This is a genomic window from Paenibacillus sp. FSL H8-0048 (assembly GCF_038002825.1).
In the GTDB taxonomy this organism is placed as follows: Bacteria; Bacillota; Bacilli; order Paenibacillales; family Paenibacillaceae; genus Paenibacillus_AQ.
In genome coordinates this window covers 7162759-7181687 of record NZ_JBBODF010000001.1, presented here as the reverse complement: position 1 = coordinate 7181687, position 18929 = coordinate 7162759, and the positions used below count along the sequence as shown (strand labels likewise).

Below are 18929 nucleotides of genomic sequence, written 5' to 3'. Positions count from 1 at the left end.
TGTAATGCAGGTACACCGGCTGGTATCTCTGAAGGAGGAATGCTAGTGATTATCTACTACGCCAAGCGCCTTATTTTTCTCCTTGAACCGGTCATTATGCGAGGAGACGTAGGCTACCTTCTCAGCGGTAGGGTCCATGTACAGCTTCGCGCTGTTCAGGGCAAGCACCGCATCGGTGAATGTTCCGGCAATGAGCCGTACCTTGCTCTCATGATCCACGAAATCTCCGGCAGCGAAGATGCCCGGCAGATTGGTCTCCAGCTTCCCGCTGACGTTCGCACACCATTCCCCCATATCCAGCCCCCAGTCCTTCAACGGACCGAAGTCGCTTCTCAGCCCGTGGTTGACAATGACGGCATCGACCTCAAGCTGCTCGTGCTCTCCGGTCTGGATATGGCAGACGGTCACCTGATCAATCTGCTCTCCGTCGCTGCTGTGCAGCTGGCTTACCGCGCAAGGCACACGCACATCCACCGAGGAGGCCTTCATCCGGGCAATATTCTTCTCATGCCCGCCGAACTGCTCCCGCCGGTGTACCACGGTTACACTGGCCGCAATCCCCTCCAGCTCATTCGCCCAGTCCACTGCGGAATCTCCGCCGCCCGAGATCAGCACCCGCTTGCCGCGGAAGGGCTCCAGCTCCTGAACCGTGTAGTGCAGGTTCGTCACCTCATAGCGGTCCGCCCCTTCAATCTCCAGCTTCGCCATCTGCAGAATACCGTATCCGATGGTGAGAATAACGGTACGGGTCCAGTGCTGCTCGCCGGTGGCCGAGGTCAGGATATACGTTCCGTCCTCCTGGCGGGCTTGATGAACAATCTGCTGTCCGAATACGAGGGTAGGATCGAAGGTGCGTGCCTGCTCTGCCAGCTGATCGATTAACTGGCGGCAGAGAATAGGTGTTACTCCTCCGACATCCCAGATCATTTTCTCGGGATAGATCAGCATTCTGCCGCCCAGCTCATCCTTCGCTTCAATCAGCTTGGTCTTCAAATCCCTCATTCCGCTATAGAACGCTGTATACATGCCTGCGGGGCCGCCGCCAATAATCGTCACATCGTATAATTCCATTGGTTCATTCATTGATATCCCTCCAAGGTCTGGTTGTATTTAAGATTTGGTACGGGCCAGAAGATACAGAAAGTATGGAGCGCCGATGACAGCTACCACTATGCCGGTAGGAATCTCGGATGGCTGCAATATCCGCCGTCCTATTGTATCGGCCGTAATGACAAGCAGCGCGCCGATCAGCGCGGAGGCGGGCAGCATCAGCTGATGCTTCGGCCCGACCAGCCGCCGTGCCAGATGCGGACCAACCAGCCCGACGAAGCCGATGCCGCCGCTGACCGCTACGCTGGAGGCCGCAAGGCCGACCGCTGCTGCCAGCAGGCGGAACTGCTCTCTGCTAACGTTAGCTCCGAGTCCTGTCGCTGTCTGCTCGCCCAGATTAAGTACATTCATCACCCGGGCCTTGTAGATGACATAAGGCAGCAGAATCACGATCCAGGGCAGCAGGGACAAGACAAACTTCCAGCTTGTACCCCAGATGCTGCCCGCCAGCCAGGTAGCCACGAACTGATACTTGTCCGGGTCGAGGCGAAGCGTCAGCACGATCATCGCCGCGCTCATGCCTGCCGCCACTGCGACCCCGGTTAGCAGCAGCCGGATCGGCGAAATACCCTGATGCCGCTTGAAGGCGAGGCTATAGATCAGAGCGGCAGTGCAGGCCGCTCCGGCAAAGGCAACCACAGGCAACAGATAGACCGGAGCCGCCGAGGTCGTCGGGTAGAAGGAAATCAGCAGCATGACCATCAGTCCGGCCCCGGCATTAATGCCGAGAATGCCCGGGTCAGCCAGATCATTGCGGAAGACCCCCTGCATCACTGCGCCGGATACGGCAAGTGCGATACCAATTAACAGAGAAATGACAATCCGCGGCAGGCGGAACTGGAACAGAATCAGCTCCTGCTTGTCCGTCCCCTTGCCGACCAGCGTATCCAGCAGCTCAAAGGGAGTAAGTCTTATGTATCCTGTATTCACACTTATAATGAACATGATCACAATCAGAACGGCCAGCACGCCAATCACCCTCAGGCCATGCTTACGCCTTGTATCTTCTGAAGACATTATCTTATGGCTCTGCATCTTTACAGCTCCCTTCTTTCTTTTCGGGCCAGATACAGGAAGAACGGTACCCCAATCAGCGCTATAATCGCACCTACCGGCGTTTCATGCGGCGGATTGATCATCCGGGCCGTCAGATCGCCCCCGACCACCAGCAGTGCACCCAGCACCGCAGAGCAGGGAATAATCCAGCGGTAATCCACACCGACCAGATATCGGGTCAGATGGGGGATGATCAGGCCGACAAACCCTACAGCTCCCACTACAGCTACCGAGGCTCCGGCCAGAATCAGGACAATTAGCGTACCCGCCAACTTCACCAGCCCTGTACGCTGCCCAAGCCCCTTGGCAATATCCTCACCCAGGCTGAGCATCGTAATCGAACGGGACAGCACAATGGCTCCGAGGATAGCCGCTATCACCCATGGAGACATGATCTGCAGCTGGAACCACTTCGTTCCGGCCAGACCGCCGGCATACCAGAAGGCGAGATCTTGTCCGATCCGGAAATACAGGGCGATGCCTTCACTTAGCGCCGAGAGCAGCGCACTGAGGGCAGCACCTGCCAATACAAGCCTGGCCGGGGTTAGCCCGCCCTTCGCCAGCGAGCCTACTCCATAGACAATTCCCGCTCCCGCTCCGGCGCCAACGAAGGAATAGAGAATGAGATACATGAACGGCAATCCCGGAAAAAAGGCAAAGCAGACCGCCAGCGCAAAACCCGCGCCGGAGTTAATACCCATCAGTCCCGAATCCGCCAGCGGATTGCGGGTCATCCCTTGCATAATAGCCCCTGCCACAGCGAGGCTGGCTCCCACCATTACGCCGCCCAGCACACGCGGCAGCCTAAGCTCGCGGATGATCTGATGGTCGGTAATCTCGGGATTGAAATGAAAGACTGCGGTCCATACCACCGACAGCTTAATATCTGCGGCACCGAACGATACAGATATAGCGATACCAAGCGCCAGCACAATGAGGCCGCCAATAAGAATTAGTGTTGCCGCCCAAGGACGGGACCGCAGCTTCAGCGGCTTGGCTTTCTCATCCAGCCCGCTCCCGGACACTGCCTGTTGATTCATGAATGTCACCTGTTTCTTTGAAATTGATTCTCATTATCATTATAATATTGTAATGGAACAGGTCAAGGTTTGGCAATGGACAAAAAAATAAAATAAAACAGCCTATCCTCCCGGTTCCATCCTGTTAGAGATGTAGCTGGAGCTTAGGCTGTCAGATTGGCTGTTCGTTGAGTTCTATACATTCTGAAGCGTACCGCCGAATATTTTGCGGATGTACCCTTGCAGCTTACCGATATGCGGCACGAAGAGGCTTTTGTCATACACATAATTAGATTGGGTTACCAGCTGTGAATAGAGCAGGAAAAGGATGGCCGCAAGCTCCCGGTCAATCCGCCGCTCATGCTCCATCAGAGCATACGTCTCATCCAGCGCCTCATAGAGCTGAAGCATGGCCGCCTCATTAATGATCTTACGGCGCAGAGGTACAAGAATATCTGTAGCAATAGCGTCAATCCGCAAAATAACGGCCGCCAGTCTCTCGTTCACTCGATTCTCCTCCTGCAGTGACTGAATGGTAAAGCGCTTGCTTATTACCATCCTATGTCTGCCGGACCCTTAGCATGCCTGAGCTGCGGAATCAGCTACCTCGTGTAATCCTCGTATTCGTCTCTCCTGTTCAGCTTGGAGTACATATATTCATCATTCTTCAGCTTATAGAGCTGGCCCATGGCACCAAAGATCAACAGCAGCACTACAATCAGACCATAGGCATAGCTAAACTGGTTGAAATAGAAGCACAATACAATGGCTGCAAAGGTCATAAGCAGCAATGCAAATGCGATCCGGCTCAAAATTCTCTTCATCAGGTTCCTCCGCAGAAATTTTTAGTCTAAATGTATCATAATCTACGGACGAATCCTGTCGAAAGCTGGCAGCTAGATCAATTTCGAGAGTACCGTTCCCGCCAGCAGCTCACCGAGCGTCTTATCGAGCGGCAGCGGCTTGTTGCCCAGACAGGTGCGGAGCGCAGTCAGCAGCACACGGACATCATATTTGCTCGGATGGACGGGAATGACCTCTTTGTCCAGCGCCAGTAAATTGTAGACGGCCATCATTGCGGAGCGGACCGAATACTCCACAGTGAACACGCAGTCGTCCGGCACTTCGGCGAACTGGCCAAGGAAGGCCAGATTCAAGCTGCCCTGCGGCACGACCTGCGGACGGTCACCAAGCACGCGCGGCATGAACTGTGCAGTGATATAAGGCATCATACAAGGGATGACATTCGTGGTATGCTCCAGAATCTCGGGAATGCGGTCCGCAAGCCCCATATGGTAGCACAGTTCCTCCAGCAGCTCGCGTCCGGTGCAGTCGCTCATTTTTTTCTTAATATAGTCGCCTTCGGCATCCGGGAACAGGCCATACGCCCACAGCACCTTCACATTGTCCGGCTGGTTAATGAAATGCGGCTGCTTCGGTGCGGTCCAGGACATCATCCAGCTGGAGTCTTTGATCGTCACCACGCCGCCCATGCCGGGAGCATCTCCCGTCAGTTCAAGCAGATAAGGGAATACAATCTCATCATCGGTAAAAGTCATCGTGAACGACAGCCATTTGGACTTGTCGATATCCCCGCAGAACACCTCAGGACGGCCGAAATCCGGAGATTTGGCGGCAAGCTTCTCCCATAGGCTCCAGCAGCCGCGCTCAGTCAGAGAGCGGTTCAGCACCGCCGGATGGTCCAGATCGCCAAGGGTAGAATTCTCTGTCATTGAGCCGTTCGTGACCATGACCAGATCCCCGCGTGTCACCGGAATGGTCTTCGGCGAACCGTTCACCAGCACCTGAATTGCGGTTACAACCTTCTCATCATCGTTGATATCAAGCTCCAGATCTGTGACCTCATGCCCTTTGTCAAAATGAACGCCCTCACGCTCCAGCCACTTCATCAGCGGCAGGATCAGCGAGTCGAACTGGTTGTATTCGGTGTGCAGAATCCCCTTCAGCTGGTTCATCCCGGAGATCAGGTGCATGAACCGTTCCATGTAACGCTTGACTTCAACCACACTATGCCAGTTCTCGAAGGCGAACATGGAGCGCCAGAAATACCAGAAATTCGTCTCCAGGAAGCTCGGATCAAAAAACTGCTCAATCGTCACCGCGCCCAGTCTCTCTTCGGTAGCCAGCGTCAGCTTGCCTAATTGCAGGGCGTGTGCGGTCGAGAGTCCAAGTGAGGAGAAGTCGGCGGGGGTGCCTTGCTTTTCGACCAGACGGCAATGCGATTCAATCGGTTCTGCCAGGTTCAGCTCCCGGAATTCATCCAGTACCGTCCGGTCCGGATTGGTCAGGGAAGGGATGAAGCCGAACAGCTCCATGAAGCATTCGAAGTGCTCTTCAATCTCGCGTCCGCCCCGGGCGCTGTAGCCGTCCTTGGCATTCCCCGCCCCGTCCATGGAACCGCCGTATATCGATGATTGCTCCAGAATATGAATATTCCGGCCGGGCATGTGCCCGTCACGGATCAGGAATGCCGCCGCCGACAGGGAGCCGATTCCTCCTCCGACGAGATAAGCCTTGCGTGAGGCGATGCCTTCCTGTACCTGCGGATGAATTCTTTGATATGTACCCATATGTCCTCTTCCTTCCTTGATCAGGGGATAAGTGCCTGCTAACTGCCTTCACTATACCCGCCGTGAACCAGGGATTCTATGGACAGCCGGACGCAACTGTCTAGGGATTACACATCCGCCGGATATTGTGTCATTACTTCGCCGGGTGCACCGCAGTCTGATAATGCTCTAGCCCCCGGGCAATGCATCCGTCCATAATCCGCGATACCTTGTCCACCACTCCGGCCGGATCTGTGTTCGCGCCTGCTCTGAGCCAGTGGATCACCTGTTCAAGGATGGCCAGCGTGTAGAAATCGGTTATATCGAGTCTGGCCTGCATTCTCACTGGCTCTGGGATCTGCTCCTGTCCCGGCCACGCCTGCCCGTCCAGCTCCTCCACTACGCTGATCATGACGCGGTAAATCACCCCGTACAGGAACTCTTCCAGATGCTCGCGTCCCAGCGAATGGAAGGTATTCAAACAGATGGTTTTGTTATTTACGGTATAGCGCAGCACGCTTAAGAACCCTTGCTTCCAGCCCGCCCAGCAGCAATATTGGTCCAGTCCTTCAATCACTTCTGACTTGTAGATCCAGCCGAGCAGCTCATAGATATCCTGAAAATGATTATAAAACGTATGGCGGGTCACCCCACAATCCGCCGTGAGCTGCTGGATCGTTATTTTATTCAGCGGCCTTGTGAGCATCAGCTTCTTCAGGGACCGGGCTAACGCGTTCTTCGTTACAAGTGAATTGGACATTTCTTCCTCCTGAACATTCGGATTTATTATTCCAATTATAACCAATTACGAGTTTATTTTCACCCCGCCGCCTCCGCAGCTCTTGTTACTCCCGCTCCCCAAGCCGAACCGCATAGGTCTTATATCCGGCTTCGCTAATCTCCAGGCAATTCAATTGCTCCCCGTACACACAGCCGCCGTCGATGCCTATTTTATCGCCCAGCGGACAGAACCAGATTCCCGCCCCGTCCTGCAGATCTGCCGTAGAGGTATGACCGAATACAACCGTCTTCTCCGTAGAAGTAACAGGATGATTGTAGAAAGGCTCCCGAATCCAGATAAAATCATACTCCCGTTGGGTCCGCCAGTCGGCAAGGGATGGATCAATGCCCGCATGAACGAACAGATGGGTCTCCGTCTCATAGTAATAGGGCAGCGAACCCAGGAAATCCAGGTGCTCCTTATGTTCCGTGCGCATGAACCGCTTCATCTCCGTATAATCCCTCCACCCTGAATCCGGGTGCAGGAGCACCGAATCCCGGCCTCCGCAATAGCTCAGCAGGGTGTGGAATCCCCCATTCGTAATCCAGTGGGTATCCCGCTTATCATCCTCTCCCGCCAGCGCATCGCAGGCCATTTGATCATGGTTGCCCCGTAGCACAATAACCCCCTCGGCCTCGGCAAGCCGCTTCACCTGTTCCACAACCGCTCTGCTGTCCGGCCCCCTGTCCACATAATCGCCCAGCAGGATCAATTGATCCTTGGAGGGGTTATACTCCGCCCGGCGGAGCAGCAGGTTGAATTCCTCTATACAGCCGTGGATGTCACTGATTACTAATGTTCTCATGCCGCTCTCCTCCTTTTTTAGACGAAACTATTATACTATAAAGAGCATATGAGGTACTCCATAAGGCATAAGGCGCACTTCAGAGCTTAACTTGAAGCATGGCCGGCGCTGCGGTTAACATTTGGCCCTCCGGCCGCTGCCGCTCCTCCACAACAGACTAAAGCTATAATTTGCTAAATAGCACAAAAAAGAGGCTCACCCGCAAGCATTCAGCTTAGCAGGAAAACCTCCTGGTTACATTCTATTCCGTCCGCTCGGATAACGGGGTCTGTACAGGCCTTCCCGCAGTGCGGTCCCAGCGCCAAGGGGCGCCATGACCCTCCAGATGCAGGCCGCCGTACCATTCATCGATATTTTGCAGCTGTAGCCGGTCGGCTGCTCCGGCCATCACCTGCTCTCCCCATCCAGTCAGCGTAACGCTGCGGTGCAGAAATTCCGGTACCTCCCTGTAATCTCTCAGCTCTGTTGCACCATCAATCTCAAGCAGCGGCTGCGTGCCCGCCGTAAGTGTGCGCAGGACCTTCCAGTATTCCGTATCGCCCATGCCAAGCCGGTGGAGCTGATCCGTAACCTGGCGGAACAGCTTAAGCGGCGTATCCATACCGTTAGCTACAGCTTGGAGAGTGGTCTGTTCGACAATGCCGAGTCCATTCTCTACGGAAGGCAGGCGGGAGAGATGGGCCATGAAGGCATCATAGGCAAAAGCAAGCGCACCTCCCGCCAGCTCCTCCCGCTTCGCTGCAAGCAGATCCGCCAGTTCGCGGGGATTGGGATCGGCATAGGCTTCCCACAGCAGGCTCCCCAGCTGCAGCTCCTTGCGGCCAATCTTCCGCCAGGTTCCCGGCAGGGTGCTAAGCTGGGCTTCCGTCAGCTGTCCCAGACCATGGAACCGCTCAATCCCGGGGTAATCTCCGATGCAGAGCAGGCTCAGCTTGGTGTTGCCCAGCTTTTGCCCATTGAACCAGTGTAATAGGTAGGCAAGCATACTCTGGTCGAACAGATCATGCTCGAACCACAGCACCACCTCATCATACTGGCGGAATCCGCTAATCCTCCGCTCCTGCTCCGCACAGCCGGCCAGATATTCAGCCGCCGGAATACCCAGCGTGGCCTGTAGCACCTCAGCCCGCAGCAGCCGGTTTTGCTCTGCCGCCGGATCGGTGAAGATCGGCCCCGCCGAATAGATCTCTCTCCACACCAGCACCTCCCCCTGGACAATTCCCCGTTTCAGCTTATCTCCCACCGTGTCACCATTGACAATATGCAGCATACGTGCTCCCCCTTCATGTAACAGATGAAATGCGGCAGCCAGATCGGCAACAGGTAAAGCGCCCTTCAGCTTGCGTCTGCCGTCATACAGCCTTTTCTTCAGCGTAGCGACGGGAAGGCTCAGATATACGGAAATCTCCTGAAGCGAGTAGCCGTAGAAATAGAACAATTGCAGCGGTACCCGCAGCTTGGCGGACAATTCCGCCACTGACTTGTGCAGCACCTGTGTCCATTCCCTGTATTCAACTATCTCGGCTGCGCCGGGGGATGCCCCGGGCACCTGCTCCGCTGCCTCCAGAGGCAGGATCGTCTCTGTCTTGCGCCGCAGCAGCCGGTGGCACTGCCTGACCACGATCGTTTTGAACCATCCCGGGAACGCGGCCGGCTCCTGAAGGCTGCCAAGATTCATATACGCCTCCAGCAAAGCTTCCTGCACCGCGTCTTCCGCGAGCTGTACATCACTGAGCATATCGTAGGCCACTACGTAAGCCATCCCCCGCACATGCCCGCTAAGCTCCCGGAAGGCTTCGGCATCGCCCTGCTGCGCTTGTTCAATCCACTGTTGCATCACTCTACCGAACCTCATTTCTGTAAGTCTTGATCACGTTACACTACTAAGTGCCAATAAGGGGGAGAAAGGTTACAAAAGAGCTCTATCCTATTCAGTTCAATGTAATGAATCCGGGAGGAATAGAGTCCGCGAGCCAAATATTATGATTTCCGTGGTAGAACTTGATTCCTTCCTGTGCGGCCCGCCCGGCATCGATGGTTAAGATTACAGGACTTGAATCCTTGCGCCCTCCCACCAGCTTGGCTGTAGCCGTATCCACCGAGAAATGAACATACTGCCTCTTCATTGGTTTCAGTCCTTCGTGCAGAATCGTCTCTACCCATTGCCTGGCTGTTCCGTGGTACAAAATAGGGGGCGGCGTTTCAGCCTGCTTGATTATTTTTTGCGGGACCGAGTGACCATACAGCGCCCTTATTCTGCCCTCCGCAAGCTCATGCCGCTGCTTATCCGATGCCGCGATCATTTTGTCCAGATCCTCTGCACCGACTGCTTCCCACTTCTTGTCCTGATGCAGTGAGTGGAGCAGCTGTTCAATATCCACCCACCCCTGTTCATCCAATTCCAGTTCATATTCCCACGGAGCGTGACGCAGAGCGTAGGAGACCTCCTTGCTGAGTTTTGCATAATCCATTGGCTTTAGTCCTCCATAGTCATTTGGGATCATTAGTTAGTTGCTGCAATCATCAATTGTTGAGTTTAGCCTAGTTTAGCATATGTGAAGCTTCCGGGATAACCATGCGCAAAGCTATAGGTGTGCTGCTTCTTTCGGGGCGCTCCATCGGGGGGCTACAACAGGAGTCCACTGGGAGGCTCCATCTGGGGCTCCATCCGCTATGTAGGCGGACTGGCATTCCGCTATTTCTGCTTATCCGTCGGATATGCGAAGTGCGCGGACTCAGTGGAGCTATGTGGCTGGATTTCGCTTGATTAGGGGCCAAAAAAACAAGATAACGTAATCTGAGTCCACCTCACACTTCTCAGCTATGCATTATGGAGCATTCTAGCTAAACAGCTCTCTCAACACTGGCCTTAGACTAATCTGGTCTCTGTATAGCTCAGGTATGCGTGGCGTGGTAGCACAATGATCGTGGTAAAAGAGGGCCGTGAACGCACGCAAAAAGCCGCCCCTCAAAGGGGCGGCCCGCCTTGCACCCGTCACTGAACATTACTTACCTAACCATGCTCCACACGGTCCCTGCCGCTTAGCGGCCGGGCTTCTTGCCTGCTGCACTGCTGCGTGCTGTACCGGGCCTTACCGAGCTGCTGCCGATCCAATGTTGCAGCATACCCGCTGCGGCCAATGCCACTCCACTGTGATACGCTGCTCGCTACTGTTTATCAGCGGCGGCTGCACGAGGCGGGCTGCGCACAGCCTTAATTCTACTGCGCAATCTGCTCGCGGATGTTCGCGAGGATCTTCTTCTCCAGCCTCGACACCTGCACCTGCGAGATGCCGAGGCGGCTGGCGACTTCCGACTGGGTCTGATCGCGGTAATAGCGCAGATACACGATCAGACGCTCGCGCTCGGTTAACGCACCGATGGCCTCGTTCAAGGCCAGCTTGTCGAACCAGCGCTCCTGCGACTCGTCAGCGATCTGGTCGATCAGTGTGATCGGATCGCCGTCATTCTCGAAGACGGTCTCGTGGATCGAAGTCGGCGGCTTGTTGGCCTCCTGGGCGAAGACGATTTCTTCGGGCGTGACGCCCAGCGCTTCGGCCACTTCACCGATGGTCGGGAGGCGGTCGAGCGTTTTGGACATCTCATCCTTCATCTTGCGCACCTTGTTGGCCATCTCCTTCAGCGAGCGGCTGACCTTAAGTGTGCCGTCATCGCGCAGGAACCGCTGGATCTCGCCGATAATCATCGGCACCGCATAGGTGGAGAACTTGACCTCATAGCTGAGATCGAATTTATCAACGGACTTCAGCAGTCCGATACAGCCGATCTGGAACAAATCATCCGGTTCATATCCGCGGTTCATAAACCGCTGCACCACCGACCAGACGAGGCGGATATTGCAGTTGACCAGCGTGTCGCGGGCCGTATGGTCTCCGGCTTGACTGAGCGCGATTAGACGTTTGACCTCCGCATCGTCCAAATAGGTCGGCGGAGCTTTTTTTGCTTCTGCATCCATGGCTCCAACCCCTAATTGTATAAAGCTTTTTTCGAGACGATGGTTTTCTTCATGGAGATTGAGGTTCCGCGTCCCGGTTCGCTGATAACCTCGAATTCGTCCATGAAATTCTCCATAATGGTGAAGCCCATACCCGACCGCTCCAGCTCCGGCTTCGAGGTATACAGCGGCTGCTGGGCCAGCTCCAGATCCTCAATGCCCCGGCCCTTATCCTCAATCTTCAGATGCACGGTCTCATTGTCGAGCGAAGCGGATATGCTGACAATGCCAGCGGGATCACTGTCATAACCGTGAATAATACAATTGGTAACGGCCTCCGAGACTACCGTCTTCAGGTCATTCAGCTCCTCCATCGTCGGATCGAGCCGGGAGACAAAGGCAGCCACTACGACACGTGCGAACGATTCATTCTCCGACAGCGCAGCAAACTGGACACTCATGAAGTTACGGGCTTCGCTACTAGTCATAACGCGACCTCCAAATCCGAGAGTGCAGCGCTCTCGTCGTCATATAAGGGCATGATTTTGAACAGGCCCGACATTTCCAGCAGGCGCTTCACAGGCGCTGTGGCATCGCAGACTGCCATTTTGCCGCCCTTACTGCGGATCAGCTTGTACCGCCCCAGAATCACTCCAAGACCCGAGCTGTCCATGAACTGCAGCTCCTTCAGACTCAGGATCAGATGCTCCACCTGGCCCCGCATAATTGCTTCATCCATATCCATACGTACATAATCGGCTGCGTGATGATCCAGTTCCCCGGACAACCGGACAATCAGCACACCCCGGTGATGCTCCATCTCCACATGAGAATTCATGCTTGCCACTCTCCTCTTCGTTGCTTGGACAACCTTCCTGTAACCATTTCTTTCCCCTACAGGGACAAGGTTTCTACACCGCAACTTAGGATTCCTGCCTCACGACAAAACTAGAAGAAAACCCCTAAGAACTTACACAAAGCCCCTAGTTCAATCTACAAAAAGGAACAAACAAGCTTGAAGCGGCTGCGGCCTTAATCCTTCGTGAACATAGCGCCCGTTGCCCGCTTGAACAGCTTCCACCAGCCTGCCTTCGGGACAGCCTCGCCTGCCTTCAGCTCGTATTCCTTCAATACATCGTTCCCCTGATAGACCACCAGCTTGCCGACCGTCTGGCCTTCAGCGACCGGAGCCTTGACATGCTCATCCAATACCAGCTTATTACGGATACCCTCCTGGGTTACTCCTTTGCGGAGCAGGACACTATAGTCTTCCTTCGCCACCAGCGGCAGCTGCGACTTGACGCCCTTCTCAATCCTTACCGTGCCGATGGTGTCGCCTTCCTTGTGAATCGTATGCAGTTTATATTGGGAAAAGAGGTAGTCGAACATCGCCGAGACCTCGCTGTTGCGGGTCTTGGTGTTCGGTTCGCCCAGCACCACCGCTACAGCGCGCAGACCGTCTCTGGCCGCCGTCGCCGACAGGCAGAACTTCGCTTCGGACGTATATCCCGTCTTCAGTCCGTCAGCTCCCGTGTAGAACCGCACCAGCTTGTTAGTGTTGACCAGCCAGAACGGCTTGGTGGAATCCTTGCGCAGGTAATCCTGATAAGAGCCGGTGTATTTGATAATCTGCTCATGCTTCAGCAGCTCCCGGCTAATGACGGCAATATCATGCGCGGAGGAATAATGATTCGCAGCAGGCAGACCGTTACAGTTGGCGAAATGAGTATCCTTCAGGCCCAGGTCCTGCGCCTTCTGGTTCATGAGATCGACGAAGGCGCTCTCCGAGCCGGCGATCTTCTCCGCCATAGCTACGGAAGCATCATTGCCGGAGGCCATCGCAATACCCTTCAGCATATCGTCTACCGTCATTTCCTCACCCGGCTCTAAGAAAATCTGCGAACCGCCCATCGATGCCGCATATTCGCTGGTCCGCACCTTGTCGGTCAGCTGAAGTTTGCCCTCGTCCAGCGCCTCCACGGTCAGCAGCATGGTCATAATCTTGGTAATACTGGCTGGCGGAAGTTTATCATGGCTGTTCTTCTCATAGATGACCGTGCCTGTACTGGCATCCATCAGAATGGCAGAACGTGCCCCCGGCGCAAGCGTAGCAGCCGCCCCTCCGGCATTGCCGGAATTTGCGGTGCCTTTGGCTTTTTCCTCGGCCCAGGCTCCTGTAGCGCCTCCCAGAACCGATACAGCAATGCACAGCACAAGCGTAACATAACGAATTTTCCTCACAATGGTTCCCCTCCTGAACTTAACCTTCATTTCACAGGTACTGTGTTCCAGTTTCGTCAGAATGGCAGGAAATTATTCCATTTCAGCGAGAAATAGAAGGATTAGCTATCTTGTGAAACAGATACATTCTGTATTTCAAACTATATTTCAAAAAAAGGCTTCCCCAGGTATCTTCACAGATACTTGAGAAAGCCTCTTTTCCATGGCGCTAAGAATGGCCTATCCGCCGATAGCCAATGCGCTGAAAATAACAGGTCCCACCACTGTAGCAATGGCGTCAACATCCTGATTCTCCACAATCAGCTGATAGTTCTGCACACCGGCCGGGACGTTGATATCTACCATATGCAGCGAAATAATACCGTCGTCATTGTAATTCTCTTCAAGCTCTACCCGAGCATAGAATATTTCGGTGCCTGCCCGCCAGATGCGGACCAGCACATTAGGAGTATCCAGAGTAACATCCACGCCGATGGTGGCTTTCAGTTCAACCTTATTGGGAAAATGTCCTGGAACTGCGGGATCGATATGAACCGATGTTCCTGCAATCTGTATACCTGCCGGAGAAACAGGGACGGGTATGGAAACCCCGTTAGTAATAGGTGTAACTACGGATGCGTTATAATCCAACAGTATTTTGGCCAAAGGGTATCACTCCTTTTCATATTCTACTAAAGTATATGTAAAATATGAAAAAGAGCTTGTGCACCCGTCCGCGCGTTAGCGTGCGTTGCTAGAGTTCACTGCCGGACGGCTCCCGCCCTTATGCCCGAGATAGAGTCTGGAGAGCACCGGAGAGCGCACAGCCCACATGGCCACGAGCAGCGGCACACCTACCCCGATCAGCGTAAAGGGGATTAGCCCGTAATCCGCGCCAAGCAGATATTTCAGGCTGTAATTCAGCGGCAGATGCAAGTACATGATCGCAATAGAGTTGCGCCCCAGGCTGCCCATCCAATCCAGCGGAACAAGCTGCACCAGCCGGTACACCCCGGCGCAAATGGTCAAAGAGACCAGCAGCGGAACCGCGAGATCCAGCACGAGTGAGGTATATTCCTTGTACTTCATATTCAAGCTGTATTGAATAACCCCCCTCCGTTCCAGCAGCAGCACAAGGCCGCATAACGGGAGCAGCACCGGGAGCGCCCAATAGCGGCGGATCAGCGCAGGGATCACCTTTTTACCGTAGAAGCCAATGGCATAGTAAGTGATGGCAAGCAGCGACACATCTATATTCCAGGGAAGGTTGAAGTTCTTGAGCGAGGTCAGCGAGATTACATGAGAGAGGAGGTAAGCAGAGGCGATTATTAGTAATTGGATACTGCGGGAATAACGGACGATATATCCGAACAGCAGCTGGGTGAACAGCAGGCAGGTGATGAACCAGAACACCCCGTAAGGACCGGTAAGCGACAATCCCCCGTACAGCAGCCTCGCCACATTCTCTGCGAACCCCTTAAGATTCAGGTTGAACAGCAGCAGCACTGCGGCAATCAGGAGCCCGTAGGCAAAATAAGGAGTCATCAGCCCCCGTGTCCGCTTCACTGCCCAGCGCAGATAACGTCCGGATTCGATCGGCTTAAACAGCAGCCCGCTAAGCATGAAGAACAAAGGCATCCGGAACCAGGACAAATAATGATTCGCTGCCGCATCGCCCGAGTGGCCCATAACGACAAAAATAATACTGAATCCCTTGGCGGCATCAATCCATAATTCGCGTGGTTTATTCACTGTCTTCTCCCATCTCCTCCCATAACAGTTGTAATTTAAAGTAATTATAAAAGGGTTTGTTTTTATTTTCAAACTTCTGTGAAATATTTCAGTGTTATTTCTGAAAGGTTATTCCCTTAACAACGGAGCAGACTCTGTAAAAATAAGTCATTCTGCCTAGACGGGGGATGCTGTCCCAAACTAGCTTATCATAGGGCTAAAGTCTACGGTGTTGCCAGTGACGTAGCGGGCAGAAAAGGCGGCTGGTAGGGTGAGGGGAAGATGGAGGCGGGCTGCCGAATGTAATCGGTTTTTCGATTACATTTGGACCGCGCGCCTCCGCAGGGGCGAATGTAATCGGTTTTTCGATTACATTTGGACCATGCGCCTCCGCAGGGGCGAATGTAATCGGTTTTTCGATTACATTTGGACCGCACGCCTCCACAGGGCCGAATGTAATCGGTTTTTCGATTACATTTGGACCATGCGCCTCCGCAGGGCCGAATGTCTCCACAGCCCCCTAAAGAAGTTGGAGTCCTCCCCCACAAAAATGTAGACTAGAAACAGGAGGAGGATGAACGGTATGGGACACTTAACAGGAACAAGAGAGAAAGCCGCGCAAGAGGTGTTGTCTGGCATTAAGGCAGCGGTGGTTGCCCGAAAGTATGGGGTGACCCCATCGACGGTGAATCAGTGGGTGAGAGATTACCGCGAAGCCCATGGGGAACAAGAGCATCCGTATCCCCAGGAGCAGGTGGAGGAATTGAAGCGCCTCCTGGACGTGGAGCAGAAATACGAGAAGGCGGTCAGGATCCTCGGCGAAAAGGAGCTAGAGATCGAAATTCTGCGTGAACTGCTAAAAAAGCCAACCCCTGCTTATCCGAAAAAATCGAGGTAGCCGACATGTTCATTAAGCAGGGGAATACCGCAGCGTTGGTACTCCGTCTCGTGGGGCTCGCAGAGTCTACGTATTACGACCGTAAGAAACGCAAGAAGCAGGAGGCACAGGCCGTACCTCAGGGACGCGGAAGACCCGTACCCGGCTACTCCCTGACCGAGTCTGGAGAGAAGATTAGCGACGAGGAAATCCAGGAATGGCTGCTGGAATTAATCGCTGGAGAAGAGCATGTGTACGGATACAAACTGCTGGCCAAGTGCTTGTGGAACCAGCGCGGGCTGAGGCTCAATCACAAGAAAAGCTACCGGCTGTGCCAGGCGCTGGATATCCTGCAGCCGCAGCGCCACAAACGCTTTAAGCATCCCCGGAAGCTGCCGGAGAACCGGGTCATTACCGGAGCAGGCCAGCTCTGGCAGATGGACATTAAGTATGGGTACGTGGCGGGCCGGGACCGGCATTTCTTTGTCCTGAGCATTATCGATGTGTTTACCCGTGTCATCGTCGGCTACCACCGCGGAGCGTCATGTGAGGCCAAGCACGCCTGCCAGACGCTGGGACGCCCCATGGAGCAACACTGCGCCCCTGGCAGCGCACGCCCGGTGATCCGCACCGACAACGGCCCACAGTTCGTCAGCCACCTGTTTGGCGACATGTGTGAAAGCTGGGAAATGACCCATGAACGCATTCCGCCTCGAACGCCAGATTTAAATGCTTTTATTGAATCGTTCCACAGCAATATCGACCGGGATTTGTTCCGAAAAGAGGCCTTCGACACCTTCGAAGAGGCCTATGAAGCCGTGGACCGGTACATGGACTTTTACAACAATCGCAGAATGCATACGAGCCTTCGGAACATGCCGCCAGCTACCTTTGCGGAGTGGGTCCTGACTCTAGAAGACCGCTCCCGCTTCTTCTGGCCGAGAGAAAAAGCGAAATAAAGAGCATAGCTACGACAAGTACCGATTTGATACGGAGGACTCCGGGATAAGGGGGTCGCACCGATGTAATCGGTTTTTCGATTACATTTGGACCGCGCGCCTCCGCAGGGCCGAATGTAATCGGTTTTTCGATTACATTTGGACCGCACGCCTCCGCAGGGGCGAATGTAATCGGTTTTTCGATTACATTTGGACCGCACGCCTCCGCAGGGCGGTAGCGTCAAGAAGTTTGTGTAAGAGAGTAGAAGTACCTCCCCGGGGTTACGGGTTGGGGTGTAGTGTTTCTGGGGGGAGGGGGAACCCCGACCCCCAGAAACTGGATTTCTCTGCTATGTCTCTTCCGGTGTGGGCAAAGAGGGATAGCGTGTTTCGAATAGCTCTTTTAGCTTCTTTTTAACGGCATCCATGCCAAAGCCTTGGGCGACCCGCCCTGCATGACGTTCATTGTATTCCAGCATCTCCAGGTACACGATTTTCTCTGCCGCATCCATGTTCGTCAGACTGTTCATCGGTTTCAGACGCTTGCGGATTTCCTTGTTCATCCGTTCGATGGGGTTCGACGTGTAGATCGCTTTACGGATCGATTCCGGATACTTGTAGAACGTCAGGAGTGTGGATAACTGTTCCTCCCAGGACCTCATTTCCTTCGGATATAGCTTGTTCCACTTCGCTTTGACCGTATCAAAGTTAGCCCGGGCTACCACTTCATCCGGTGCGGTATATACGGTTTTCAACGCTTCAAGGACATCAGTTTTGTGCTCCATCCGGATTTTAGGGAACGTGGCCCGCACTTTGTGCACTACGCAATGCTGTACATCTGCCTGAGGATAGGTCTCTTTAAACGCCGCATCCAGCCCCGGTAGTCCGTCAAACACACCCAGCAGGACTTCCTGCGCTCCGCGGTCGTACAGGTCTTTGAGTACCTCCCGCCAGCCATTCGAACTCTCTTGGCCGCCCACGTAAAACCCGAGAATTTGACGCTGTCCCTCCTCGTCAATCCCCATCGCAAAGTAGACCACTTCGCCACGAACCGTGCCCCGTTTCAGCTTCACGTACAGCCCATCCAAGTAGATTACGGAGTACCGTTTGCTCAGGGGCCGTTTCTGCCACTGGTGGATATCGTCTAGCACCGTAGCCGTAATATTGCTGACCGTGGTGGGGGAGTAGTGGCTGCCAAACATACTTTCAATGAACCGGGCCACATCCCGCGTACCCATGCCCGATTTGTACATTTGGATGACGGCCTCTTCTAACCATCCGTCCCGCCGCTGGTACGGCTCAAACATCTGCGTCTGGAAAAGGCTTTGGCGGTCCCGGGGCACCTGAAGATCCTCGATATGGCCGTATTTCGTGTGTAAGTCTCGCGTATAGTAGCCATTGCGACTATTGCTGGCACCGGCTTCTTCACTCTCCATAAACCCCTGGATTTCGGCGCGCAACAGGCGTTCCATGTTGTCTTTCACAAAATCTTTAACAAGTTTTTCAAATAGATTATTCAGAGAACTTTCGGGTAAAATATTCATTGGTAGGGTTCCTCCTTGGTGGTTTCGCAATCCCGAGGATACCCTACTTTTTTGGTGTCTGACTAGACTCCAAATCTTGGTACACAACTTACTTTACGCCATCCGCAGGGCCGAATGTAATCGGTTTTTCGATTACATTTGGACCATGCGCCTCCGCAGGGCCGAATGTAATCGGTTTTTCGATTACATTTGGACCACGCGTCTCCGCAGGGCCGAATGTAATCGGTTTTTCGATTACATTTGGACCACGCGCCTCCGCAGGGGCGAATGTAATCGGTTTTTCGATTACATTTGGACCATGCGCCTCCGCAGGGCCGAATGTA

20 protein-coding genes are annotated in these 18929 nt (G+C 54.1%); 2 read left to right on the top strand and 18 right to left on the bottom strand.

All coding sequences use genetic code 11. The annotated features are described in order from the left end of the window. Positions 1–42 precede the first annotated feature (42 nt). The 17 genes from NSU18_RS31080 to NSU18_RS31000 all read right to left on the bottom strand — a co-directional run bounded on the left by NSU18_RS31080 (position 43) and on the right by NSU18_RS31000 (position 15761). Positions 43–1083 carry an NAD(P)/FAD-dependent oxidoreductase gene (locus tag NSU18_RS31080; protein WP_341018228.1) on the bottom strand — a complete coding sequence of 347 codons (1041 nt, stop codon included), beginning with the start codon at positions 1081–1083 and terminating at the stop codon, positions 43–45. A 27-nt stretch (positions 1084–1110) separates the two neighbouring features. Further along, entirely contained in the window at positions 1111–2127 is a 1017-nt protein-coding gene (locus NSU18_RS31075; RefSeq protein ID WP_445321836.1) for a FecCD family ABC transporter permease, read from the bottom strand. A 20-nt stretch (positions 2128–2147) separates the two neighbouring features. Then, positions 2148–3206, bottom strand: a complete 1059-nt coding sequence (locus NSU18_RS31070; RefSeq protein ID WP_341150893.1) for a FecCD family ABC transporter permease — start codon at positions 3204–3206, stop codon at positions 2148–2150. Between the two features lie 174 nt (positions 3207–3380). Continuing rightward, positions 3381–3692 (bottom strand): hypothetical protein, encoded by a 312-nt coding sequence (locus NSU18_RS31065; protein ID WP_341150892.1) that lies wholly within the window; start codon positions 3690–3692, stop codon positions 3381–3383. 95 nt (positions 3693–3787) lie between these two features. After that, positions 3788–4009, bottom strand: a complete 222-nt coding sequence (locus NSU18_RS31060) for a hypothetical protein (RefSeq protein WP_341018221.1) — start codon at positions 4007–4009, stop codon at positions 3788–3790. A gap of 72 nt (positions 4010–4081) precedes the next feature. After that, positions 4082–5776: an oleate hydratase gene (locus NSU18_RS31055; RefSeq protein ID WP_341018219.1), complete on the bottom strand. Its 1695-nt coding sequence runs from the start codon at positions 5774–5776 to the stop codon at positions 4082–4084. Between the two features lie 133 nt (positions 5777–5909). Beyond that, complete coding sequence (locus NSU18_RS31050; protein ID WP_341150891.1) at positions 5910–6515, bottom strand: TetR/AcrR family transcriptional regulator C-terminal domain-containing protein; 606 nt, start codon at positions 6513–6515, stop codon at positions 5910–5912. A gap of 85 nt (positions 6516–6600) precedes the next feature. Next, entirely contained in the window at positions 6601–7341 is a 741-nt protein-coding gene (locus NSU18_RS31045; protein ID WP_341150890.1) for a metallophosphoesterase family protein, read from the bottom strand. Between the two features lie 241 nt (positions 7342–7582). After that, positions 7583–9178 (bottom strand): sigma-70 family RNA polymerase sigma factor, encoded by a 1596-nt coding sequence (locus NSU18_RS31040; protein ID WP_341151124.1) that lies wholly within the window; start codon positions 9176–9178, stop codon positions 7583–7585. A 94-nt stretch (positions 9179–9272) separates the two neighbouring features. Next, a complete protein-coding gene (locus tag NSU18_RS31035; RefSeq protein ID WP_341018214.1) occupies positions 9273–9812 on the bottom strand; it encodes an RNA 2'-phosphotransferase in 540 nt (179 codons plus the stop codon). Positions 9813–10561: 749 nt separating this feature from the next. Next, positions 10562–11317: an RNA polymerase sporulation sigma factor SigF gene (gene sigF / locus NSU18_RS31030; protein WP_076084301.1), complete on the bottom strand. Its 756-nt coding sequence runs from the start codon at positions 11315–11317 to the stop codon at positions 10562–10564. 11 nt (positions 11318–11328) lie between these two features. After that, on the bottom strand, positions 11329–11784 hold the full coding sequence (spoIIAB, locus tag NSU18_RS31025; RefSeq protein ID WP_341018213.1) for an anti-sigma F factor: 456 nt from the start codon (positions 11782–11784) through the stop codon (positions 11329–11331). Next, entirely contained in the window at positions 11781–12134 is a 354-nt protein-coding gene (spoIIAA, locus tag NSU18_RS31020; protein ID WP_036727462.1) for an anti-sigma F factor antagonist, read from the bottom strand. The genes spoIIAB and spoIIAA overlap by 4 nt, the downstream gene beginning before the upstream one ends. A 194-nt stretch (positions 12135–12328) precedes the next feature. Further along, positions 12329–13567 carry a D-alanyl-D-alanine carboxypeptidase family protein gene (locus NSU18_RS31015; RefSeq protein WP_445321835.1) on the bottom strand — a complete coding sequence of 413 codons (1239 nt, stop codon included), beginning with the start codon at positions 13565–13567 and terminating at the stop codon, positions 12329–12331. Positions 13568–13756: 189 nt separating this feature from the next. Further along, on the bottom strand, positions 13757–14182 hold the full coding sequence (locus tag NSU18_RS31010; protein WP_341018211.1) for a hypothetical protein: 426 nt from the start codon (positions 14180–14182) through the stop codon (positions 13757–13759). Between the two features lie 75 nt (positions 14183–14257). Continuing rightward, positions 14258–15268, bottom strand: coding sequence for an acyltransferase family protein (locus NSU18_RS31005; protein WP_341018210.1), 1011 nt, complete (start codon positions 15266–15268; stop codon positions 14258–14260). 196 nt (positions 15269–15464) lie between these two features. Next, the gene (locus NSU18_RS31000) at positions 15465–15761 is read right to left on the bottom strand and encodes a hypothetical protein (RefSeq protein ID WP_341150888.1); all 297 of its coding nucleotides are present in this window, start codon (positions 15759–15761) and stop codon (positions 15465–15467) included. Positions 15762–15830: 69 nt separating this feature from the next. Here NSU18_RS31000 and NSU18_RS30995 point away from each other — a divergent pair, with 69 nt between their 5' ends. Beyond that, complete coding sequence (locus tag NSU18_RS30995; RefSeq protein WP_341147862.1) at positions 15831–16145, top strand: helix-turn-helix domain-containing protein; 315 nt, start codon at positions 15831–15833, stop codon at positions 16143–16145. Positions 16146–16150: 5 nt separating this feature from the next. After that, positions 16151–17083 carry an IS3 family transposase gene (locus NSU18_RS30990; protein WP_341150887.1) on the top strand — a complete coding sequence of 311 codons (933 nt, stop codon included), beginning with the start codon at positions 16151–16153 and terminating at the stop codon, positions 17081–17083. A 329-nt stretch (positions 17084–17412) separates the two neighbouring features. On the opposite strand, the gene NSU18_RS30985 is transcribed toward NSU18_RS30990, so the two are convergent. Next, the gene (locus NSU18_RS30985; protein WP_341149456.1) at positions 17413–18606 is read right to left on the bottom strand and encodes an IS256 family transposase; all 1194 of its coding nucleotides are present in this window, start codon (positions 18604–18606) and stop codon (positions 17413–17415) included. Positions 18607–18929: the final 323 nt, after the last annotated feature.